This window comes from Gemmatimonadaceae bacterium (assembly GCA_037721215.1).
GTDB lineage: Bacteria > Gemmatimonadota > Gemmatimonadetes > Gemmatimonadales > Gemmatimonadaceae > UBA4720.
The window spans coordinates 1-18,629 of record JBBJNV010000002.1 but is presented as its reverse complement, the minus strand read 5'-3'; the positions used below and the strand labels follow the sequence as shown (position 1 = coordinate 18,629).

The following is an 18,629-nucleotide window of genomic DNA, read 5'->3' as shown; positions in this document are numbered from 1 at the left end:
CGGGGCCTGTCAGGCTATCACCACTTTGAGCCGACGCACCGCGACGCCTGCCGCCAGGAGTAACGCAAGTGGCGGGATTGTAAGCATGAGTCCGGCGGTAGCCGCGAGGTGATCCTGGCCCGCGCTCACGTAAGACATCAGAGTGAGGGGCAGCGTGGTGATGAGACCCTGCCCGATCAGCAGTGTCAACGGAACCTGCGCCCACGAAACGAGGAAGCCGAGCGCGAACGCCTCGATGAGGGGCCGGCGAAGAAGTGGCAACGTCACCCGGCGCAACACATCGAGCGGACTCGCGCCGAGTGAGCGCGCTTCATCTTCCACCCGGGAATCGAATACGGCGAAAATTCCGATGAAGAAGAGAGTCGTGTAGCCGAGCGCCGGCACGATGTGAGCAAACAGCACTCCCGCGAACCGTCCGCCAAGTCCCAGTCGCAAGAATGAGTACTGCAGTCCAATCGACAACGCCAGCGGGGGTATGGCGACCGGTAGAAACGCAAGCGCGACCGCGATCTGCCTGCGGGGCCCACTCAACATCGCGATCTCGCGTCCCGCCAACAGCCCCGCGACTGCAGAGATGCAGCCTGTCCCAAGGGCCAGAGCAGTGCTCGTCCAGACTGCACGCGCGACCGCGGCACCGTTCTGCCCCAGCACTGCCCAGTTGGCGTCCGTCCACCGGCCGGGCTGCAAGGCTGGATAGAACCATTCGCCGCTAATTGATAACGCGATGAGAAATGCGACCGGCAGCAGGGTCGCGAAGGCAAGTACCGTTGTGAGTGCGGCACGTGATAACGACGAAACGCCTTTTACCCGCCGCCACGCGGCAAGCTGGTCAGCTCTGTCATTCATCGGTGATTTCTCTGTTCGCCGTCAGCTGGTGTAGCGCGACACCACAAAACGCGAGTGCTGTAGCCAGCAGGACGAGAACGAACGCTTCTCCCCTCATGTCGAGCGACGAATCTGTGTAGCGCTCCATCGTCAACAACGGCAGCGCAAGCGGAAAGCTGGGCGCGAGCAACGCCGCCGTTTCGTAGTTGCCGGCCACGAACGTGAATACCGCGATGATCGACGGGAGCAGGCCGCGCCAAAGCAACGGCAGAGTCGCCGCTCTGAAAGTCTGCAGCGTCCCCGCCCCAAGGCTACGCGCGGTCTCCTCCAGTTGTGCACCACGGCCAGCGATCACGGAAAAGGCAACCAGCGCGAGAAAGGAGAACTCCTTCCAGGTGAGGGCAATTATCAGCCCGATGCCGTAGCTGTCGTTTGTCAGTTCCGGCATGTCTGCCGGAGATGCGTGCAGGCCTGCGGCGAAGGCCAGACGTGCCAGAAGGCCGCTTTGGCTGAGTATCAGTACGCCGCACAAAGCGGCCACGACGTGAGGGACGGGGAGAGGCACCACCGCGACCATTCGTGCAAACCGGTCGCCACCGCGCGCGCCGCGAAACAGCGTTGCGGCAGCTATTGCGAGGGTAGTCGCGAGCGCGGTCGACGCAAAGGCAATCCAGACTGACCAAAGCAGAGCAATCCAGGTGACTCGGTCCGACAGTACGTTTTCGATGTGCCGCAGGGAAAGTCCCCTGGCACCGGGCCCGGTCACTCCCAACGCCGCCAGCACCGCGTAAACGATGCCGGCGATTACCGGACCTGCGACCAGTAGAGCCACGAGCAGCCCGAGCCGTTGTCTGCCTTCTCCGTGTCTTTGTGTCTCTGTGGCCAATACCGAAGACATTTCGTGCAAGTGCTCCTGAGCGCTCTCGGAGCCATTCACCTCGTGTTCGCGCGGACCCGCGCTTTCCAGTCCCTCGCAATGCGCTCGGTGTATACCGGTGCGACCTCGGGCACTTCGTAGCGCCTCAGCGTGTCGCGCGGAACCCCGCGCACATCGGTCTGCATGGCAGCGAAACGGGCAGATAATTCCCGAGGCAGCTTCCCGGCATCGAGCACCGTTCCATCGGCCCAGACTTCCGGCCGCAATTTTTCCAGTTGCGCCTCGGGGGAGAGGAGAAAGTTGGCGACAACCATCGCTCCCGCAGGGTTCGGGGAATTATATGGTATCCCAACGAAATGAGTGTTGGCAATGCTCCCGTCGCGAAGTACCAGTGCGCGGGCGGTCCGTGGAAGTACGCCCTGGCGAACCTTGGTGATTACTTCATTCTCGTTGTACGACATCGTGAAATCGACTTCACCATTGGCGAACAGCCGGTGGAGGTCGGCGACTCCGGCCGGGTAAGTCTTTCCTCGCCGCCAGAAGAAAGGACGCACGCCGTCCAGCCAGCTCCATAATCGCAGGCTTCCTTCCGCATAGCGTTCGTCGCTGAACCCACCCTCGAATTTTTTGACTCCGCCATTCTCCGCATACATCACCGACTTGAGAAAAGTGGTTCCGGTGAACTGCTGATCGTGCGTGAACCGTCCGGGGTTCGCGCGAATCCACCGGCCGAGATCAGCGATAGTGCGAGGTGGAAGGGGGGTTCGCACTGAATCGTAGATCAGCGTAAACTGAACGCGGCCCCATGGGGACTCGAAGCCTCTGGTGGGCTCCTCGAAATCGCGCATCACGATTGGCGACAAACTGTCCACATAAGCGGCGGCTGGAAGGCGGTGAGCCCACGGTCCGTAGAGCAGCTTCTCCTTCTGCAGGTTGTTGAAGGTTTCACCATTGATCCAGATGAGGTCAGCGGATCCGCGCGCCCGCGCCTCCCGCTCCACCACGAGCTGGTTGACGATCGCCGGACCCTGGCCATCGACGGTGGTGAGCGTAATCGCGTAATCGCGCGCCAGCCGCGGAGCAACCCAGCGGTCGATGTAGGCATTGATCGAGGGATCACCGCGCCACATCCGCCACTGCACGGTCGTCCCGCGTGCTTGCGCGACGACACTGTCCCATGGGCTGGATTCGGATATCTGACGCTTCGACGACTCGCCCCCGCAAGCCATCGTAAGCGACGTTGCTGCAATCGCAACGCCTCGAGCAATCAACGGGGAAGTACCCGCGTTCGCAGCAATACGCAGGATCAGAATGAGTATCGAGCCGAGAACTGAACCTGTCGCGATGGCCCGGCGTTCCTGAAGACAACGGGATCGCCCGGCCGTCCCAGCTGCGTACGAGGTCCGCCGCCGGGGATTCCGTTTGCGAATCCTGATACGACGCGGGTGTTGAACAGGTTGAAGACATCCGCTCTCAGGTCGAGCGCGCCAATCCCGATCGGCACTCCATAATCCACACTCAGCGCAACCTGCGTCGAGGCCGGCAACCGCTCGCCATTTCGTGGAACTCCAGCGAAACGATCGTAGTTACCGACGAATCCATTACCAAAAATGTCGCCCGATCCATCCAGATCGCGGAAGAGGGCTATCCGGTTGATGGGTGTGCCGGTCTGATAATCGACGATGCCCCCCAACAGCACTCGTCGAAGGACCTGACGACTTCCTCTCAGCGACACCTTGTGACGACGGTCGTTGATCGCATCGGCCCACTCGGCGTCGAAGTCATTCGCGTATGACGCGTTGAAGTTGATGTCTTCGGTATTGTTGCGTGCCCGTGACCATACCCAGGTTGCCTCGAGCGCCGTACCGTCGGTGATGCGCCGCCTGACATTCGTGTAAAGGCCAGCGTAGTTACTCTGTCCGCCTGATTCGGTGGTGGTAAGCCGCCGAAACGCGTTGGTTGCGGGCGTCACCGGCCGAAATGCATCACCGGTCTCAGGTGCTCGGTTCACCGTATCTGCAGCGGTCCTGGCGCGGAGGTTCGGATTCAGATCGAACGAGCGGGGCAGATTTCGCGTGTCGATCACAACTGCGTCCACCGACAGTCCCCACGAGGCGCCGAGCAGCCGCTGGTAACCGAGCGACAGCTGGCGGCTCTCGGGCTGCTCGAGGCCGAGTGCGAACGTCTCGCGAATCTCGCGGGGGGGAAACATGCCCCGAAGCGCTCCGAGCTGACCCGCCGTCGGTCCTTCGCCCAGGCGCGGTGGAGGAAACTGACGGCCACGCAGCGTTACGACCGAGTTCCCCTCAGGGCCAAACTGGACAGCGTCTGAATAAACAGCGTACGGGAATTTACCGGTGTAGATCCCCGCGCCGCCCCGAATCACAGTCTCGGGAGTCGCGAACCAGTTGAAGCTCGCGCGTGGCTGAAAATTGTCGAGGTCCGGCGTACTGGCCCCGCGGGACGTGATGTCATCGTAATCCCATCGCAACCCAAGGTTTACCGTAATGGACGGTGTAATTCTCCACACGTCCTCGACAAATGCGGCGTAAAGAGTCTGGGTGAGGTTCACCTGCTGCGGATTCGCGTCAATCGTGTAGCTCAGCACCCGTACGTCAGCGGGCACATCGCGAATCGAAACGAAAAGTCCGGTCGGAGTAATGTTGCCATCGTTGATGACCGTGTACGCACCTCGGGGATTGGTGCCCGATGCATCCAGCCGAAACCGGCTCGCTGTAACGTCGGCGCCGATGCGAAGCGAATGCCGCTCGCCGACCCGTGTCTCGAACACGTCGCGAAGCTGGAGCTGGGTCTCACGCTCGTTGAATATGAAGTTGCTCGATCCAACCACTGCCTGCACCGTCAGGGAATCGGGCGCAACGATCGTGACCTGCGGCGTCGCGAAGCCGCTTTGGGTGGGCGGGAAGAACCAGTGGAAGGTGCCAAGTTGAGCGGAAAGCGAGTTGGTTGCATCGCCACTCCGCAATGCGCTCGCATGGGTGACTGACGTGATCGATCCGATGCGTCGCGTCGTGATGTCTGCCTCGGGCACCACCGTTCCGCCCCCCTGCCCTGCGCGACTGACGTCGCTGGACGCAAACCTCAGCGTAGTCGTCTGCGACGACGACCAGCCGTGGTCAATACGCGCGAAGAGTTTCAGAGTCTCCCTCAGCTCGGTTCCCAGAAACATCGTCTGGGCGGTCGATCCGATTCTGTCCTCGCTCTCGCTGGAATACTCGGCTGTGGCAAAGGCGAAAGTACGGTTGCGCACGAGGGGGCCGCCGATTGCGCCACCCACCTGCGTGCGCCGGAAGCCATCGGGATCGATACCTGCCGGTGCAAAACGCGGCCTTGCGTCGACCGGAATGCCTGGCCGGCTATAGCCGAAAATCTCGCCACCGCGCCGAGTCGTACCGGCCCGGGACTCGATGTTCACCACGCCGTTGGAGCTGCGTCCCCACTCGCTCGAGTAGCTGTTGGCGTGAACCGTCAGCCGGCGCATCCCAGCGAGCGGAAACTCGACGCGCGGTCCGCCAAGAAAGCCCTCGTTGTTATCGAGCCCGTCGATGTTGTATTGGGTGTAGAGCGAGTTGGCACCGTTGATGGTGAGCAGCGGCGCATCGCCGAAAAAGCCCGTGGCCTGAGCAACGCCGGGGATCGTGAACGCAAGTGAGATTGGATTACGCGCATCGGATGGAAGACTCTGCAGCTCCGCCGTCTCGACAGAGCCTCCGGTAACTGCGTCTCTGGTGTTGAGCAACGGACGCTCGGGCGCCGCGACTACCGTCACTGCGTCAAGCGCAAAAACGGGTGAAAGCACGACCGTCACCTCTCGCGTGGCGCCGGTCGCCAGAGGTGAAAGAGCGATACTGGCGGGCTGAAAACCAGGCGCAGTGAAAGTGATTGTTCCTGCGACAGAGCCTGGAACCGACAGTCTGAATCGGCCAGAGCCGTCAGTGGCTACGGGGACGACGGCGGCGAGTTCGCTCGCCCGAGATGGAATCGTGATTCGGACGCTCGCTGAGCTGACAGGCGCGCCAGTCGACGACCTGATGGCCCCAACGACGAAAGCATTCTGCTGTGCTTCAATCGTACTCGGAGTCACGAAACTGACACACAGGATCGCTCCGCAGGCAACGATGCCGCGAAGTTTGTTGGCCACCGCCTCCGTCGCGGGAGGCGACATCGTCGCCAGATTGCGGGACGCCCATACAATCCGCTGCAGAATTGTGAGTCCGACCAGCACCGCCATGACAGACATGAGGCTCGTGATATATCCTGGAACGAGCAACCAGACGGTGTACATGATTACGGTCTCGCTCCCACCAATCAGCCCCTGCGGCATGGTCACTGTAGTTTGTTCGGCCTGCGCGGCGGCTCCACGACCTCGCTTCTCGAGAATCGCCGACAGGTACATCCACGATGCCGCGTTCACGAAGTAGCTGCTGAGCAGCGCCACCAGTGCCACATATGCGTTATCGTTGCGCGGCATGCCCAGTACGATCGCGGCGGGCACCGCGGCGTATATCGCGAAGTCGATGAGGATGTCGAGATAACCTCCAAAGTCGGTTTGTCGCCCGTGAACTCTGGCAATCGAACCATCGAGCCCGTCGAGGAGCCGATTCAATAGCCAAAGACCCAGTGCCGCTAGATACGCCAGGCGGAACGCGGCCAGAACCGCCGCCCCGCCTGCAACAAGAGATAGCAGCGAGCAGGCGTTCGGACTTAGCCACTCGCCGAGCGCACGTGCGACACCTCCGAGCACGCGATCCTTCACTTTCCTCAGAACCGGGTCAAGCATGGGTCGAATTTGCGGAAATTAGGCGCCGGCCGACGACAGCTGAACCCGCGGTGAGTGAAAATCGTTCCGGAAACGGAGGCGGCCGAGGGAACCGATAGCAGTACTGGGGCGTTAAGCATGAGTCATGCTAAGTCATAACGAATTACGAGAAGAGGCAACAATGGAACGACGAACATTTCTGGAACGAAGAAGTTTCCTTAACGGAGCTGTCGGTTTGCTGATGGTTACGCTTGCGAGCGGGAGTGCCGGCGAGGCTCGAGCACAGCAGTTCTCCCGCGACACTCCTGCCAACGCCCAGGCGCTGCAGGTTGCGACGTTTGGCGGCGGCTGCTTCTGGTGCATGGAGCCCCCCTTCGACAAGCTCAATGGGGTAGTATCGACAACCTCGGGCTACATCGGGGGAAGCGTGGCCAATCCCACCTACGACCAGGTTTCCGCCGGTGGCACCGGCCACGCCGAAGTAGTCCAGGTGAAATACGATCCGGCCAAAATCAGCTACGCCAGACTCCTCGATGTATTCTGGCGCAACATCGACCCCCTCACACCGAATCGCCAGTTCTGCGATGCGGGATCGCAGTACCGGTCGGCAATCTTTCATCATGGTGCGGATCAGCGCAACGCCGCCGATGCTTCGAAGCGAGCTATCGAACAGTCCGGCCGGTTCAAGCAGCCGATCGTGACCGAGATCGTCGCTGCAACCACCTTCTACCCTGCCGAAGAATACCATCAGAATTATTACGTGAAGAATCCAGTCCGGTACAAGTTCTACCGCAGCCGGTGCGGAAGAGACAACCGACTGAAAGAGGTCTGGGGGAAGAAAGGCGGGTGAGCGGGTTCACCGGATGAAACGCTGGCTGGTTGGCGGCGCGATCGCCCTCGCCGTCATCGCTCTGCTTTTCATGCTCGGCCGCGTTGCCGCCGAACCTCTTCAGAATTTTGCAATGTGGGTCGAGAGCCTCGGACCCCTCGCCCCGGTTGTATTCATCGCGGGCTACATCGCAGCGACGGTCGCGTTCGTGCCGGGTTCGATCCTCACGCTGGCGGCAGGGGCGATTTTCGGGCTCGTTCGGGGTACGATCTATGTCTTCATCGGCGCGACTCTGGGAGCGGCCGCGGCGTTTCTCGTCGCGCGCTATATCGCGAGGCCGGTCGTGGAGAAAAAGCTTGCAGGGAACGAACGATTTCAGCGCATCGACCAGATCATCGAGAAGGAAGGCGGGAAGATGGTCGTGCTGATGCGGCTGTCACCACTCCTGCCTTTCAACGCGTTGAATTACGCGCTCGGAATCTCGAAGGTGGGTTTCCTTCCCTACTTCCTCGGCTCGGTCGGCATGATTCCGGGAACGCTGCTCTACGTCTACTATGGGAAACTTGCAGGTGACCTGACGGCACTCGGTGGACGCGACGTCGAGCGTGGTCCCGAATACTATCTCGTCCTTGCGCTTGGTCTGCTGGCGACCGTAGCGGTGGCTGTTATCGCGGCTCGGGCGGGCAAGCGCGCGCTCGGAGAGAGCGATGCAGGATAATGCGGCCGAGCAGGCACGGATCGCGAATGTGCATCCGCCGGGTTGGGAGAATCCGCGCGCGAAGGACAGGTATCACATGGTCGTGGTTGGGGGCGGTACAGGCGGCCTCGTCACCGCGGCTATTGCAGCAGGCCTGGGTGCGACGACGGCGCTGATAGAACGCCACTGGATGGGCGGTGATTGCCTCAATGTTGGATGTGTGCCGTCGAAGGCATTGTTGCGAGCAGCACGCGCATGGCATGCGGCAGCTACGGCGCATGAGCGTTTCGGGGGACCCGATGTTGCGGGTCAGCGGGACTTCGCGGCCGCTATGCGAAGGATGCGGCAGATCCGCGCTGACATCAGTGGCCTGGACAGTGCATCGCGGTTCCGCGACCTGGGCGTCGATGTCTTCTTCGGACAGGCGCGTTTCACCGGCGTCGACACGATCGCAGTGGACGGGCAGGACCTTTGTTTTCGTAGTGCCGTCATTGCTACCGGTACGCGGCCTGCCATCCCGCCGATCCCCGGCCTTGCTGAATCCGGTTTCCTCACCAATGAGACTATTTTCTCGCTGGCCGAGGTTCCGCGGCGACTCGCCGTTATTGGCGGCGGGCCGATTGGATGCGAGCTTGCCCAGGCGTTCGCGCGATTCGGTAGCGCTGTCACCGTAGTGGAACAAGGCGACACCCTTCTGGGGAAGGATGACCCGGAAGCCGCGGGGGTAGTTTCGGCGGCGCTGGCGAGAGACGGGGTTCGACTGTTGACGAGTACCACGATGGAACGGGTCGTTGGCAGTAATCCGGTCGTGCTGCACGTCACCCGCAATGGACGCTCTGAACAGGTGGAGGCAGACGCAATCCTCGTCGCCAGTGGACGCGTACCGAATGTCGAGGATCTTGGGCTTGATGCCGCTGGGGTCGATTTCGACGAACGGAGAGTCATCACCGATGGGCGGCTGCGCACAACGAATCGGCGGGTGTTTGCAGTCGGGGATATCACCGCCCTGTCGCCATTCACTCATGCGGCTGATGCTCACGCCCGCATGGTCGTGCAGAACGCGCTCTTTTTCGGCCGGAAGAAGGTGACTGATCTCGTGATTCCGTGGTGCACCTATACGCAGCCTGAGCTGGCGCATGTGGGGATGAAGTGGGAGGCGGTGAACGCCGGTGGCGATGAATTCGAGGCGGTAACCATTCCCCTTCACGACGTCGATCGCGCCCGGCTCGATGGCGACGACGAGGGATTCCTGCGGGTTCATCTCCACAAGGGATCCGACCGGATCGTGGCCGCGACGCTAGTTGCGGATCATGCTGGCGATATCATCGCCCAGTTGTCGATGGCAATGCAGCAGGGGCTCGGACTCTCTGCGATCGGAGCCGCGATCTTCCCGTATCCCACTCACGCGGAAGTGATTCGCAAAGCGGCCGATGCGTGGCGGAAGCGCAAGCTGACTCCGCGCGTGCTCGGGTTGTTTCGATTCTTTTTTCGGATAGTGCGGTGACCATCGCTCTGTGGATGCCATGATACGGTTAGTACTGGTTTTACTGGGCGTCCTGCTGGCCGAGCCGTTTGCCATTCTGTCGCTGGCGAACGCGCCTCTCAGGGCCGGGCTCCCCCCTGGATGGAAAGTTCGTAACATCCGCGGCCAGTCGGCACCCGAAATCGAGGTGCGCAACGACGGCGAAGGGCCCGTACTCAGAGTTCAGGGAGCCGGTCGCGCGGCGTGGTTTTATCGTGAGCTGCCCACTCCGCTGACGGAAGCTCCGGGCTTGCTGAGCTGGTCGTGGCGAGTTGTGCAGGCTCCCCAAGGCGCGGATCTTCGTCAGGAAAAAACCGATGATTCTCCACTGCGGGTCTATGTCGTATTTGGAAAACCCGGGCTTTTCGGCGGATCGAGCCGCGTCATTTTCTATACCTTCGGGACGTCTGAACCGAATGACTACGCGCCCCAGCTTTGTGTCCGATAAACTCCATGTGATCCGGGTAGGGGGCAACTCGGATGTCGGGCGTTGGGGGGAGAACACGGTGAAGCCGTTCGCCGACTATCGGCGGATCTGGCGCCGGAGGCCGCCCCCAATTACCGCTGTTGGTGTGATGCAGGATACTGATCAGACCCGGGCGCGGGCAGTCGGTGAGCTCCGGCGCCTGGAGTGGGTGGCTCCATGACACCAGAGTTTTTGCGCGCGTTGCGCGGGAACCAATGAGCGATCTCGCGCGTTACCTGTGTGATACCCACCAACGAGTAGACCGATGAGCCATTACAGAGTGATCGCTGCATGTATTACCGCGGGCATTTTTGCGGGGTGCAATTCCGCGACTCCGCCCACCGCGCCGAACGCGATGCCGGTCGAGCCCGGTGTTGTTGCCCCGCCGCCCGCCGCCACAGCGGGCGTAACGGGCACGTTTGTCGGTGTCGGGCATCGGGGCAACGGCAGCGTGCGTTTCACCGTTGCCAATGGGGTGGGACGGCTCGACTTCGGTGATGATTTTTCGGTAGACGCGGTGCCCGGACCGTTCATATACGTGAACACCACCAACAACGCCAATACCGGGCGTCCTCTCAGGATTTCGGCGTTGCGGTCAAACAGGGGTGCGCAAAGCTACACGTTTGCATTGCCTGCAGGGGCGAGCTACACCTGGGTACTCGTGTGGTGCGATCCGTTCAATGTTCCGGTGGCTGAGGCGGCGATACCGGCGACGCCCTGAGGTCGGTGGGCGCCCGCCGATACAGCAAGCCGCGGTATTTGTATGGGATCCCATGTTTATAAACGTCGGGACGGCCGTGGTTGGATCGCCGAGCTGAAAGCGCAGCGAGCAGGTTCATGGTTCGACCACGAGAAATCCGATTGCCCTTCTGGCCAGCGAGTCCTCGCTGATTGTCAGCTGTTCTCTGTTCGGAAATACCTGCGTCGTGGGTCTTGGGGCCCGCTTCCAATCTCTTTGACCAGACCAAGGTCAACAAGCGCCGAAAGACGTGTGCGCGTCGCTCGGGGCGTCAGCCCAATGTGATCGGCAATCTCCCGGGTCGCTCGGCCTTCTGGCACATTGACCAGCTCGAGTATTTCCCCGTCTCTGGAATCAACATTGGGCCTTCGGGTTGTTCCAATGGGCAGTGTGACACGGAAACGATTGCCGATTTCCTCAAGAATCGGCTGGGCCAGCCCGGCATCGCGACAGGCAGCGTTCATCCGTTGAATCCCGCTTCCCCACTGCTCGACCAGGCCGACTTCGTGGAACACGCGGCCGATCACACGATTCCGAAGCTTCGACACGCCGTGCTCCAGGTCGGCCACGGTCAGGCCAAAGGGCAGCAACCCCGGATTCTCGATCTCAAGCCGATCGTCGAATATCGCGAGCCGGATCGGCCCGCTTCGCTGAGAGTAGTCCGCGTGTGCGACCGAATTCACGACAGCTTCCCGTATGGCCACCGGGGGAAGGCTCCATCGCTCCATTCGGCGAACTGCGCCAATGCTGACGCCACGCGCCGAGTGTTTTTCGACGAATTCAACGGCGGCCTCGATCGCCTGAATCGGAGGCAATCGCAAACTCGCCTGATCGAGGATAGTAGACTTGTTCCTCCCGTCAAACCGCCCCGCCTGGATCCAGGCGTCGGGAAAATGGCTCAGGCGTTCATTTCCGAAAAGAACCAAGCCGCCGACTGTTGGCACGATACGCCCTTGGTACGCGCTCACAAGTCCGAGCGTCCTGAGGTCGCGCCGGGTGAGCCGTCGAATCTGGGCAAACGACTCGGAAGCAACTCGGAAGTCGATCACTTCCGAGTCCAGATCCGGCATCGGTCGCTCGTCGAACGATTCCCCGCGGGCGAATCGCTGCATCTCGGAGATTAGCTCGGAGTCGGCACGGCGATTGGTTGAACCAACCCTTACGTATGTGCCATTCTGTAACCCCATCCGCTTGAGATAATGCGGTCTCGAGCCGCTCGGAAAAATCTGCACCGCGACAACGTGTGTCCTTCGAAAAGGCAGAATAGCAATTTCAGGAAGCAGGTGAGGAGCGACAGAGTCGCTCACAATATTTGCGAGGCGTTCTTCCATTTCGAGTGGATTACTGATTCCACGGACGCGCCTTGTTCGATCTTCGATACCGATCAGCAGAGTACCGCCCGCGGTATTGGCGAACGCAACAGCCGTCCGGAGCACGGCATCAGGCGACGAGAGATCGCGCTTGAACTCCAGGGTCTTGCCCTCGTTGCGCCGTAAAACTTCGTGCAGATCCATAGCTCAGAAGTATACTAGGAAGTCGGCGTCGTTACAATGCTTCCGAGTACGACCAAGTAGGCGCTGACGGATCCGCCGTCTTTCCAGTTATGTCGATTCTGCCAGAGTGTGAAAAACGCATCCTGCCTCAGGTCGGAGGCGAGCGCCGTGTTTGCAGTAATACGCCAGAGAAAAGCGTAAACCCGCGCCTCGTAGCGACCATAAATCTGCTCGAACGCCAGGCCGTCACCGCCCTGAGCCCGGATCATCAACTCGTCGTCTGTCGGTGAAATGCTCGCGTCCATCGGGACCAGAAGACTTGAGTAGGGAACGCTCCGAGCCAGGCTCGGATTGAAATCGTCGGAAACAGCTACATTGGCGCGGGATACAGGACGGAGCAAGATCGTATTTCCGCTCGAACGGCTGCGGACCGCGGCCGGTTTTTCAATGTCATCAGCCGCAACGTCATCAATCCCCGGTTCCGTCACGCCTTACGGGCCTGCGGACATAATAAACCGCAGTCCCGATCACCAGCCCCGCCGCATAACCGTATGGGAGCCCATTCGCTATCAGTCCTGTCATCACGACGATGAAGAAATTGCTACGATCTGCAGCTTCGTCCCGCACAAACAGCATCAACGCCGCTCCTTCGAAAAACAGCAACACCCCGAGCACCGGCAACGGAAACACCTGCACCACTTTCTCGAATCCGCTGGCGAAGAACAATCCCAGCGTAACGAACAGCGACCCATAGATGATGATCGAGCCGCCGGTCCTCGCCCCAAACGTGTAGTGCCCCACAAGCCCCCCCGACCCATGGCAAGTCGGAACTCCCCCGAACCACGGATTTACCAGGTTCATCGCAGCATATGTGAACGTCAGCCGTCGCACCCCGATCTTCCGTTCCGGAAACAAATCCTCTGCGATCTGGCGGGTCGCCAGCACCGAATTCCCGAGTGACAGCGGAATCTGCGGAATAGTCAACAGCAGAAACCCGGCGATGACATCGTCCATCGTTACCACCTGGAGCCGCGGCAGACTGAACCCGGCGCCGCCAGCGATGTCAGCCGCACCCAACTTGAATACGAGGGCGTAAATCACACCCAGTGTGATTACGAACAGTGCCGGCGGAAATCTGCGATTCCCCAGAAGCGCAACGATCAACACGAATGCGACACCAGCGAGCATGTATCCGGGAATCCCGTCAGCCCTCACGTAATCGCGAAGCGCCAGCAGCGATAGCTGTATTCCGAGCCCGAACTGAAGGCCGCGCACCACACACCGCGGCACGACGCGCACGAGCCAGCCGATCGCGCCAGTAAGCGTGAGCACCAGCATCACGACGCCAATCGCAAGCCCGCCGCCGTAGATGATCCCCGGCGCGATCTTCTGCGTGATCACCAGTACCGCCACCGCCTTCAACGGCTGGACGGGCATCGGCATCCCGTAACTGACCGCCGTAAAATACTGCATCAGCCCGAACATCACGAGCACACTCGAGCTGTCCATCCCGGACGCGAGAATCATCCCGATGATGAGCGGCAAGTCGGTGCCGATGTCTCCAAAGGCCCCCGCCAGCTCGTTGCGATCGAAACGGATGCGACTCGACGCAAGTCGCCCGGCAGGAGCATCGGGGGATCGCCGTAGCGTCATCCGCATGGCATAGAGCGCACGCCTATGAGGGAATGCTGCAGCGTCATCCGCATCGCTTTGAGGGCACGCCTATATTGTACGCTCCCACCACGCACGAAACCACATGGCTCGTCCCCCCGCTGCATGCCTGACTACACGATAGAGATCGACAACATCGGCAAACGATACGCCGAGCACGTGGCCGTGAGCGACCTGTCATTGCGGGTGCCGAAGGGTGCGGTCTACGGACTGCTCGGCCCCAATGGAGCGGGAAAGACCACCACCATCCGGATGATCCTCAACATCATCGCTCCCGATAAGGGCACCATCCGGATCCTGGGGCGGCCGGCTAGTGACCCCGGAATTACCGACCGCATCGGCTACCTTCCCGAAGAGCGTGGTCTCTATCGCAAGATGCAGGTTCGCCGCGTTCTGCGCTTTCTCGCCGAGCTGAAAGGGATGAAGCGCGCTGATGCTGAATCACGCATCACGGAATGGATGGAGCGATTCGATCTGAAGACCGCGGAGAAAGACTGGGGGCTGTCCAAGATCGACGAGCTTTCGCGCGGCATGCAGCAGAAGGTACAGTTTATCGGCACCCTGCTCCACGATCCCGATCTCGTGATCCTCGACGAACCGTTCAGCGGCCTCGACCCCATCAACGCGCAGGCGCTCAAGGACACCATTGTCGAGCTCAAGCAACGCGGCAAGACCATCATTTTCAGTACTCACCTCATGGACAACGCCGAGCGCCTTTGCGACTCGGTGTGTATCATTGCCCGGGGCGAAAAGGTGCTCGACGGGTCGATAACGGACATCAAGCACAGCCACGGAACACGGAACGTCGCGCTGTCGCTCGGCGGATCACCCTCCGCCGAGGTTAGCTCGATCCTGGCCGACAGATCGCTGGTCGATCGCGTGGATGATTCGAACCGGTTCTTCGAGGTCGAGCTCGCGGCAGGGGCCGACGCACAGGCCCTTTTGCAGCGGGTCGTCGGCGCCGGCGCAATCGTCAACCGGTTCGAGATAGTACAGCCATCACTGCACCAGATATTCCTTGAGAAGGTGGGCGCAACTCCCCGCGCCCCGGGTGAAGGTCCATGGACAGGCGGCGTTGAAACGGGGATGACCGGACATGGCTAAGCTATGGGCGATCGTCAAGCGCGAATACATCGAGCGCGTGCGCACGAAGTGGTTCATCATCGCTACCGTGTTCGGCCCGCTGTTCTTCGGGTCGATCATGATCATCCCCGCGGTGATGTCCAAACGGAGTAAGTCGCCGGCCGAGTTCACGAATACGCGGATACTCGATGCCACTACGACCGGGTTCGGGCAGCGGATTGCAGAGTCGCTGAGCCGCGGGCGCCCACCCGGCTTCGTTCCGCCGCAGGTCGTGGTGGTAAACCCGGCAGAACTTTCCCGCGCCGAGAGCACGGCCACCCGCCAGATAATGGCGAATCAGGTCAGCGGTTATGTCAGGGTCGACGCGCGCGCGCTTAACGGCGAAGAAGTTCTGTACGCCGGCCGAAACGCGACGTCTATTCCGGATATGGAACGGTTGCGCGCCGCGGTACGGGAAGCCCTGCTCGGACAGCGCCTTGAGAACGCAGGAATCGATTCAAGCCAGGTGCGCGACCTGACGTTCATTCCGCTGCAACTGCGAACGGAGCGGATTACCGAGAAAGGTCGGGGAGGCTCGGGAGTCGTCAGCATTATCTTCGCCGGCATAATTGCGGCGCTGTTGTATGTGTCGATCGTTCTTTACGGCCAGAACGTCATGCGCGGCGTGCTCGAGGAAAAAACCAACCGCGTTGCCGAAGTCGTGGTATCGAGCGTTCGACCAGAGACACTGCTTGCGGGCAAGGTACTGGGAGTCGGTGCCGTAGGCCTCACGCAACAGGTGATCTGGATTGCCACATCGATCCTGATATTCCGGTTGCGTGAACCGCTCCTGGCGCGATTTGGTATCACTACCACGCCGTTTTCTCTTCCGGAGATAACAGTGGTGCTGGCACTGCTGCTGCTCGTTTTCTTCATTCTCGGATTTATCTTCTACGCATCGCTCTACGCGGCAGTGGGGGCCATGGTCAACAGCGACCAGGAGGCGCAGCAGGCGGCGCAGCCATTGATGATCATGCTCGTCGCTACCGCTGTTCTCATCAATCCGATCATCGTGAACCCGACGTCGACGCTGGCGAAGGTAATGTCGTGGCTTCCCTTTTCGTCGCCAATCATCATGCCGTTGCGGCTGAGCCTGGGTACTGTTCCGTGGTACGAGCTGGCGGGAACGATCGCGGCGCTGATACTCGCGTGCCTTGGCGCCGTGTGGCTGGCGGCGCGAATCTACAGAGTAGGAATGCTGATGTACGGGAAGCGCCCGACGTTCAGAGAGCTCGGGCGCTGGATCAGCTACTCCAACTGAAGGTCAGGCCATCGCCTGGGCAGAAGCCGGTGTTTCGCAATACTTGTCGAACGCGCCGGTGAGATCGGCGGAGATCTCGTTTGCCGTCCGACCCTCGATCTGGTGCCGCTCGAGCATGAACACGACTTTCCCGTCCTTCAGCAGAGCGATCTGCGGCGACGACGGCGGATAGCCGGTGAAATAGCCACGCGCTCGCTGTACGGCGCCGACATCCTGTCCCGCAAAGACCGTCGTCATCGCGTCGGGCTTGACTGTGTGCTGGATCGCCGACGCTACAGCGGGGCGGGCGTTGCGCGCCGCGCAGCCGCAGACCGAGTTCACCACTACCAGTGTCGTACCCTTCGTGTCGCGGAGCTTCGCGTCCACTTCATCGGGGGTTCGCATTTCCTGCACGCCAAGCCGGGTTAGTTCCTGCCGCATCGGCGTGACCATTCTCTCATCGTACATGTTTATTCCTCTCAGTGTGTTGCGTGCTGTTCTTCCATCTCCAATGTGTTGCGTGCTGTTGTTCTAATAGTAAATGGTTGACGGGGCGACGCCTATCGATCCCGCCGTCGTTCGATGAAGCGCTCGCCCGGAATTCCCGCTCTGACCGACCCTGCGCTCCATGCTGAATGTCCTTTCCTGAGGAGGATGTAGCGCACCCATTTGACAATTCCGGCGAGTATCAGTGCGAAAAGCGATATCGCAAGTATCCTCCAGCCGATCGTCCGTGCCGCCATTGCCGGCCAGTCAGACATTGAGGCCGCGCCGGTGCCGAGGGGCTCGCGCCGGGCAGCGATGAGTGCGAGGCTCGTCAGCATTTCGAACGCTCCGGCGAGCGCCGCGAATGCAGGAGCTCGCCAGATCCACTGTTTGAGCGGAAACCGGCTGAGGTGTGCGGTGGTCATCGCCAGCAGGAAGATCGCGCCGAGGGTGAACGTGACGGCGACATAAAGCCCGCCTCCGGCACCCGGCCGCGTGAGAATCAGCGCGCGATAGAGACGTGCAACTACGCCAGTGATCAGCGCCATGTCGAGGACAGACCGGGCGAGCCGCACGAATGCCGCGGGCTCGCGCACTTTCAATCCCGCTGCCAGGCGCCGACGAAGCCGCTCGCTGTTGTCTCTTGCGATGTCTCCCATCGGCTTGAATGTACCGGTCACGCAATCCGCCGCGAATCTCGCGCCGGCTTTGCGACTGCTTCGTGCTACATTTTTCCGGCACACGCATTGCTTTCCTGAGTGTTGTCTTCCCGAGCCGCTGCCCCCCGTTCAACCGGAGCACACCGATGCGAAGCTTTGGCCCCCGTATCATCATTGCGCTCGTAATCGCTGCCATTTCCGCGGCGACGTATTTCTCGTCGAGCTCGACGAACGAGATTACCGGCGAAGTCCAGCGCGTGAGTATCAGCCAGGAGCAGGAAGTTGCGCTCGGCCTCCAGGCGATGCCGGAGATGGGAGCGCAGTTCGGTGGCGAGGTGCAGAATTCGGAAATCAGCAACTACGTCGAGCAGGTGGGCCAAAAAGTGGCTCGCCAGGCGGGGTCTGCGGCCACTCCCTACAAGTTCGATTTTCATGTTCTGCGTGACCCGCAGACGATCAATGCGTTTGCGCTCCCGGGCGGGCAGGTGTCGATCACGATGGGCCTGCTCACGAAGCTGAAAAACGAGGCGGAGCTTGCGGGAGTGCTCGGTCATGAGATTGGCCATGTGATGGCGAGACACGGAGCGGAGCACCTGGCCAAACAGCAGTTGACCCAGGGATTGGTGGGCGCCGTTGGAGTGGCCACATACGATCCGCAGAATCCCAGCGCGAGCACGGCTGCAATAGCGGCTGCCGTGGGCCAGCTTGTCTCGATGCGTTACGGGCGAAACGACGAACTAGAGTCCGATGCGCTTGGAGTGAAATTTATGAAGCAGGCGGGTTACGATCCGACCGGAATGATCAGCTTGATGAATGTGCTCGCTCAGGGCGGCGGTGGCGGGCGCCAACCGGAGTTCTTCAGCACTCATCCAAACCCTGACAACCGTATGGCGCGCCTTGAGGAGCTGATCCGCACGAATGGCGGCGCTGGCGGGGATCTTGGAGCGGAGAGGTTTCGGAGAGTTGTGAGGTAAGTACAGGCCGGGGCCGACTACTCCGTTCGCCTGTAACCTGTTACCGGTCTGCCCGTTACCTGGTACCCGTTCCTTGGCTGAGCGCTACCCGTTGATCGGCTGCCCGCCACCCGAAAACGGGCAACGGAAAACTGGAGACGGGCAACGGAAAACTGGAGACGGGAAACGAAGGAACGGGTACCGGGTAACGGGCGAACGGGCGAACGGGCGAACGGGCGAACGGGCGAACGGGCGAACGGGCGAACGGGC

The 18,629-nt window shown here is 61.0% G+C and carries 17 protein-coding genes; 8 read left to right on the top strand and 9 right to left on the bottom strand.

The features are described 5' to 3' along the window. Positions 1-9: 9 nt before the first annotated feature. From WKF55_00935 to WKF55_00920, 4 genes are all read right to left on the bottom strand, one after another. The gene (locus tag WKF55_00935) at positions 10-846 is read right to left on the bottom strand and encodes an ABC transporter permease subunit (GenBank protein MEJ7758132.1); all 837 of its coding nucleotides are present in this window, start codon (positions 844-846) and stop codon (positions 10-12) included. Continuing rightward, entirely contained in the window at positions 839-1,657 is an 819-nt protein-coding gene (locus WKF55_00930; protein MEJ7758131.1) for an ABC transporter permease subunit, read from the bottom strand. Before WKF55_00930 ends, WKF55_00935 begins: the two co-directional genes overlap by 8 nt. Positions 1,658-1,758: 101 nt before the next feature. Continuing rightward, on the bottom strand, positions 1,759-2,973 hold the full coding sequence (locus WKF55_00925; GenBank protein MEJ7758130.1) for an ABC transporter substrate-binding protein: 1,215 nt from the start codon (positions 2,971-2,973) through the stop codon (positions 1,759-1,761). 35 nt (positions 2,974-3,008) lie between these two features. Next, positions 3,009-6,503: a TonB-dependent receptor gene (locus WKF55_00920; protein MEJ7758129.1), complete on the bottom strand. Its 3,495-nt coding sequence runs from the start codon at positions 6,501-6,503 to the stop codon at positions 3,009-3,011. Positions 6,504-6,663: 160 nt separating this feature from the next. On the opposite strand from WKF55_00920, the gene msrA reads away from it, so the two are divergent. The 5 genes from msrA (at position 6,664) to WKF55_00895 (ending at position 10,717) form a co-directional block, all read left to right on the top strand. After that, positions 6,664-7,332, top strand: a complete 669-nt coding sequence (gene msrA / locus WKF55_00915) for a peptide-methionine (S)-S-oxide reductase MsrA (protein ID MEJ7758128.1) — start codon at positions 6,664-6,666, stop codon at positions 7,330-7,332. Positions 7,333-7,345: 13 nt separating this feature from the next. Next, positions 7,346-8,029: a TVP38/TMEM64 family protein gene (locus WKF55_00910; GenBank protein ID MEJ7758127.1), complete on the top strand. Its 684-nt coding sequence runs from the start codon at positions 7,346-7,348 to the stop codon at positions 8,027-8,029. Next, the gene (locus tag WKF55_00905; GenBank protein MEJ7758126.1) at positions 8,019-9,512 is read left to right on the top strand and encodes a mercuric reductase; all 1,494 of its coding nucleotides are present in this window, start codon (positions 8,019-8,021) and stop codon (positions 9,510-9,512) included. The genes WKF55_00910 and WKF55_00905 overlap by 11 nt, the downstream gene beginning before the upstream one ends. A 19-nt stretch (positions 9,513-9,531) precedes the next feature. Continuing rightward, entirely contained in the window at positions 9,532-9,978 is a 447-nt protein-coding gene (locus WKF55_00900) for a DUF3047 domain-containing protein (protein ID MEJ7758125.1), read from the top strand. A gap of 283 nt (positions 9,979-10,261) precedes the next feature. Next, positions 10,262-10,717: a DM13 domain-containing protein gene (locus WKF55_00895; protein ID MEJ7758124.1), complete on the top strand. Its 456-nt coding sequence runs from the start codon at positions 10,262-10,264 to the stop codon at positions 10,715-10,717. A gap of 173 nt (positions 10,718-10,890) precedes the next feature. Here WKF55_00895 and WKF55_00890 read toward each other — a convergent pair whose 3' ends face one another. The 3 genes from WKF55_00890 to WKF55_00880 are packed head-to-tail and all read right to left on the bottom strand — an operon-like array spanning position 10,891 to position 13,881. Beyond that, positions 10,891-12,249, bottom strand: a complete 1,359-nt coding sequence (locus tag WKF55_00890) for an ATP-binding protein (protein MEJ7758123.1) — start codon at positions 12,247-12,249, stop codon at positions 10,891-10,893. 14 nt (positions 12,250-12,263) lie between these two features. Beyond that, positions 12,264-12,716 carry a sigma factor gene (locus WKF55_00885; GenBank protein MEJ7758122.1) on the bottom strand — a complete coding sequence of 151 codons (453 nt, stop codon included), beginning with the start codon at positions 12,714-12,716 and terminating at the stop codon, positions 12,264-12,266. Further along, complete coding sequence (locus WKF55_00880) at positions 12,697-13,881, bottom strand: putative sulfate/molybdate transporter (GenBank protein MEJ7758121.1); 1,185 nt, start codon at positions 13,879-13,881, stop codon at positions 12,697-12,699. Before WKF55_00880 ends, WKF55_00885 begins: the two co-directional genes overlap by 20 nt. Before the next feature lie 123 nt (positions 13,882-14,004). Between WKF55_00880 and WKF55_00875 the strand changes: the two genes are divergently transcribed. Together WKF55_00875 and WKF55_00870 are read left to right on the top strand one after the other, a co-directional pair. Further along, positions 14,005-15,003: an ATP-binding cassette domain-containing protein gene (locus tag WKF55_00875; protein ID MEJ7758120.1), complete on the top strand. Its 999-nt coding sequence runs from the start codon at positions 14,005-14,007 to the stop codon at positions 15,001-15,003. Beyond that, positions 14,996-16,282, top strand: coding sequence for an ABC transporter permease (locus WKF55_00870; GenBank protein MEJ7758119.1), 1,287 nt, complete (start codon positions 14,996-14,998; stop codon positions 16,280-16,282). Before WKF55_00875 ends, WKF55_00870 begins: the two co-directional genes overlap by 8 nt. A gap of 3 nt (positions 16,283-16,285) precedes the next feature. On the opposite strand, the gene WKF55_00865 is transcribed toward WKF55_00870, so the two are convergent. Next, positions 16,286-16,729: a BrxA/BrxB family bacilliredoxin gene (locus WKF55_00865; GenBank protein MEJ7758118.1), complete on the bottom strand. Its 444-nt coding sequence runs from the start codon at positions 16,727-16,729 to the stop codon at positions 16,286-16,288. A 92-nt stretch (positions 16,730-16,821) separates the two neighbouring features. After that, positions 16,822-17,427, bottom strand: a complete 606-nt coding sequence (locus WKF55_00860; protein ID MEJ7758117.1) for a hypothetical protein — start codon at positions 17,425-17,427, stop codon at positions 16,822-16,824. Between the two features lie 125 nt (positions 17,428-17,552). Here WKF55_00860 and WKF55_00855 point away from each other — a divergent pair, with 125 nt between their 5' ends. Further along, entirely contained in the window at positions 17,553-18,380 is an 828-nt protein-coding gene (locus WKF55_00855; protein MEJ7758116.1) for a M48 family metallopeptidase, read from the top strand. Positions 18,381-18,629 lie beyond the last annotated feature (249 nt).

Excerpts from the sequence above, each read along its gene's own strand:
- WKF55_00895 (MEJ7758124.1), top strand. The coding sequence starts at position 10,262 with ATGAGCCATTACAGAGTGATCGCTGCATGTATTACCGCGGGCATTTTT.
- WKF55_00910 (MEJ7758127.1), top strand. The coding sequence starts at position 7,346 with ATGAAACGCTGGCTGGTTGGCGGCGCGATCGCCCTCGCCGTCATCGCT.
- WKF55_00855 (MEJ7758116.1), top strand. The coding sequence starts at position 17,553 with ATGCGAAGCTTTGGCCCCCGTATCATCATTGCGCTCGTAATCGCTGCC.
- WKF55_00900 (MEJ7758125.1), top strand. The coding sequence starts at position 9,532 with ATGATACGGTTAGTACTGGTTTTACTGGGCGTCCTGCTGGCCGAGCCG.
- WKF55_00935 (MEJ7758132.1), bottom strand. The coding sequence starts at position 846 with ATGAATGACAGAGCTGACCAGCTTGCCGCGTGGCGGCGGGTAAAAGGC.
- WKF55_00870 (MEJ7758119.1), top strand. The coding sequence starts at position 14,996 with ATGGCTAAGCTATGGGCGATCGTCAAGCGCGAATACATCGAGCGCGTG.
- WKF55_00875 (MEJ7758120.1), top strand. The coding sequence starts at position 14,005 with ATGCCTGACTACACGATAGAGATCGACAACATCGGCAAACGATACGCC.
- msrA (MEJ7758128.1), top strand. The coding sequence starts at position 6,664 with ATGGAACGACGAACATTTCTGGAACGAAGAAGTTTCCTTAACGGAGCT.
- WKF55_00890 (MEJ7758123.1), bottom strand. The coding sequence starts at position 12,249 with ATGGATCTGCACGAAGTTTTACGGCGCAACGAGGGCAAGACCCTGGAG.
- WKF55_00865 (MEJ7758118.1), bottom strand. The coding sequence starts at position 16,729 with ATGTACGATGAGAGAATGGTCACGCCGATGCGGCAGGAACTAACCCGG.
- WKF55_00905 (MEJ7758126.1), top strand. The coding sequence starts at position 8,019 with ATGCAGGATAATGCGGCCGAGCAGGCACGGATCGCGAATGTGCATCCG.
- WKF55_00920 (MEJ7758129.1), bottom strand. The coding sequence starts at position 6,503 with ATGCTTGACCCGGTTCTGAGGAAAGTGAAGGATCGCGTGCTCGGAGGT.
- WKF55_00880 (MEJ7758121.1), bottom strand. The coding sequence starts at position 13,881 with ATGACGCTACGGCGATCCCCCGATGCTCCTGCCGGGCGACTTGCGTCG.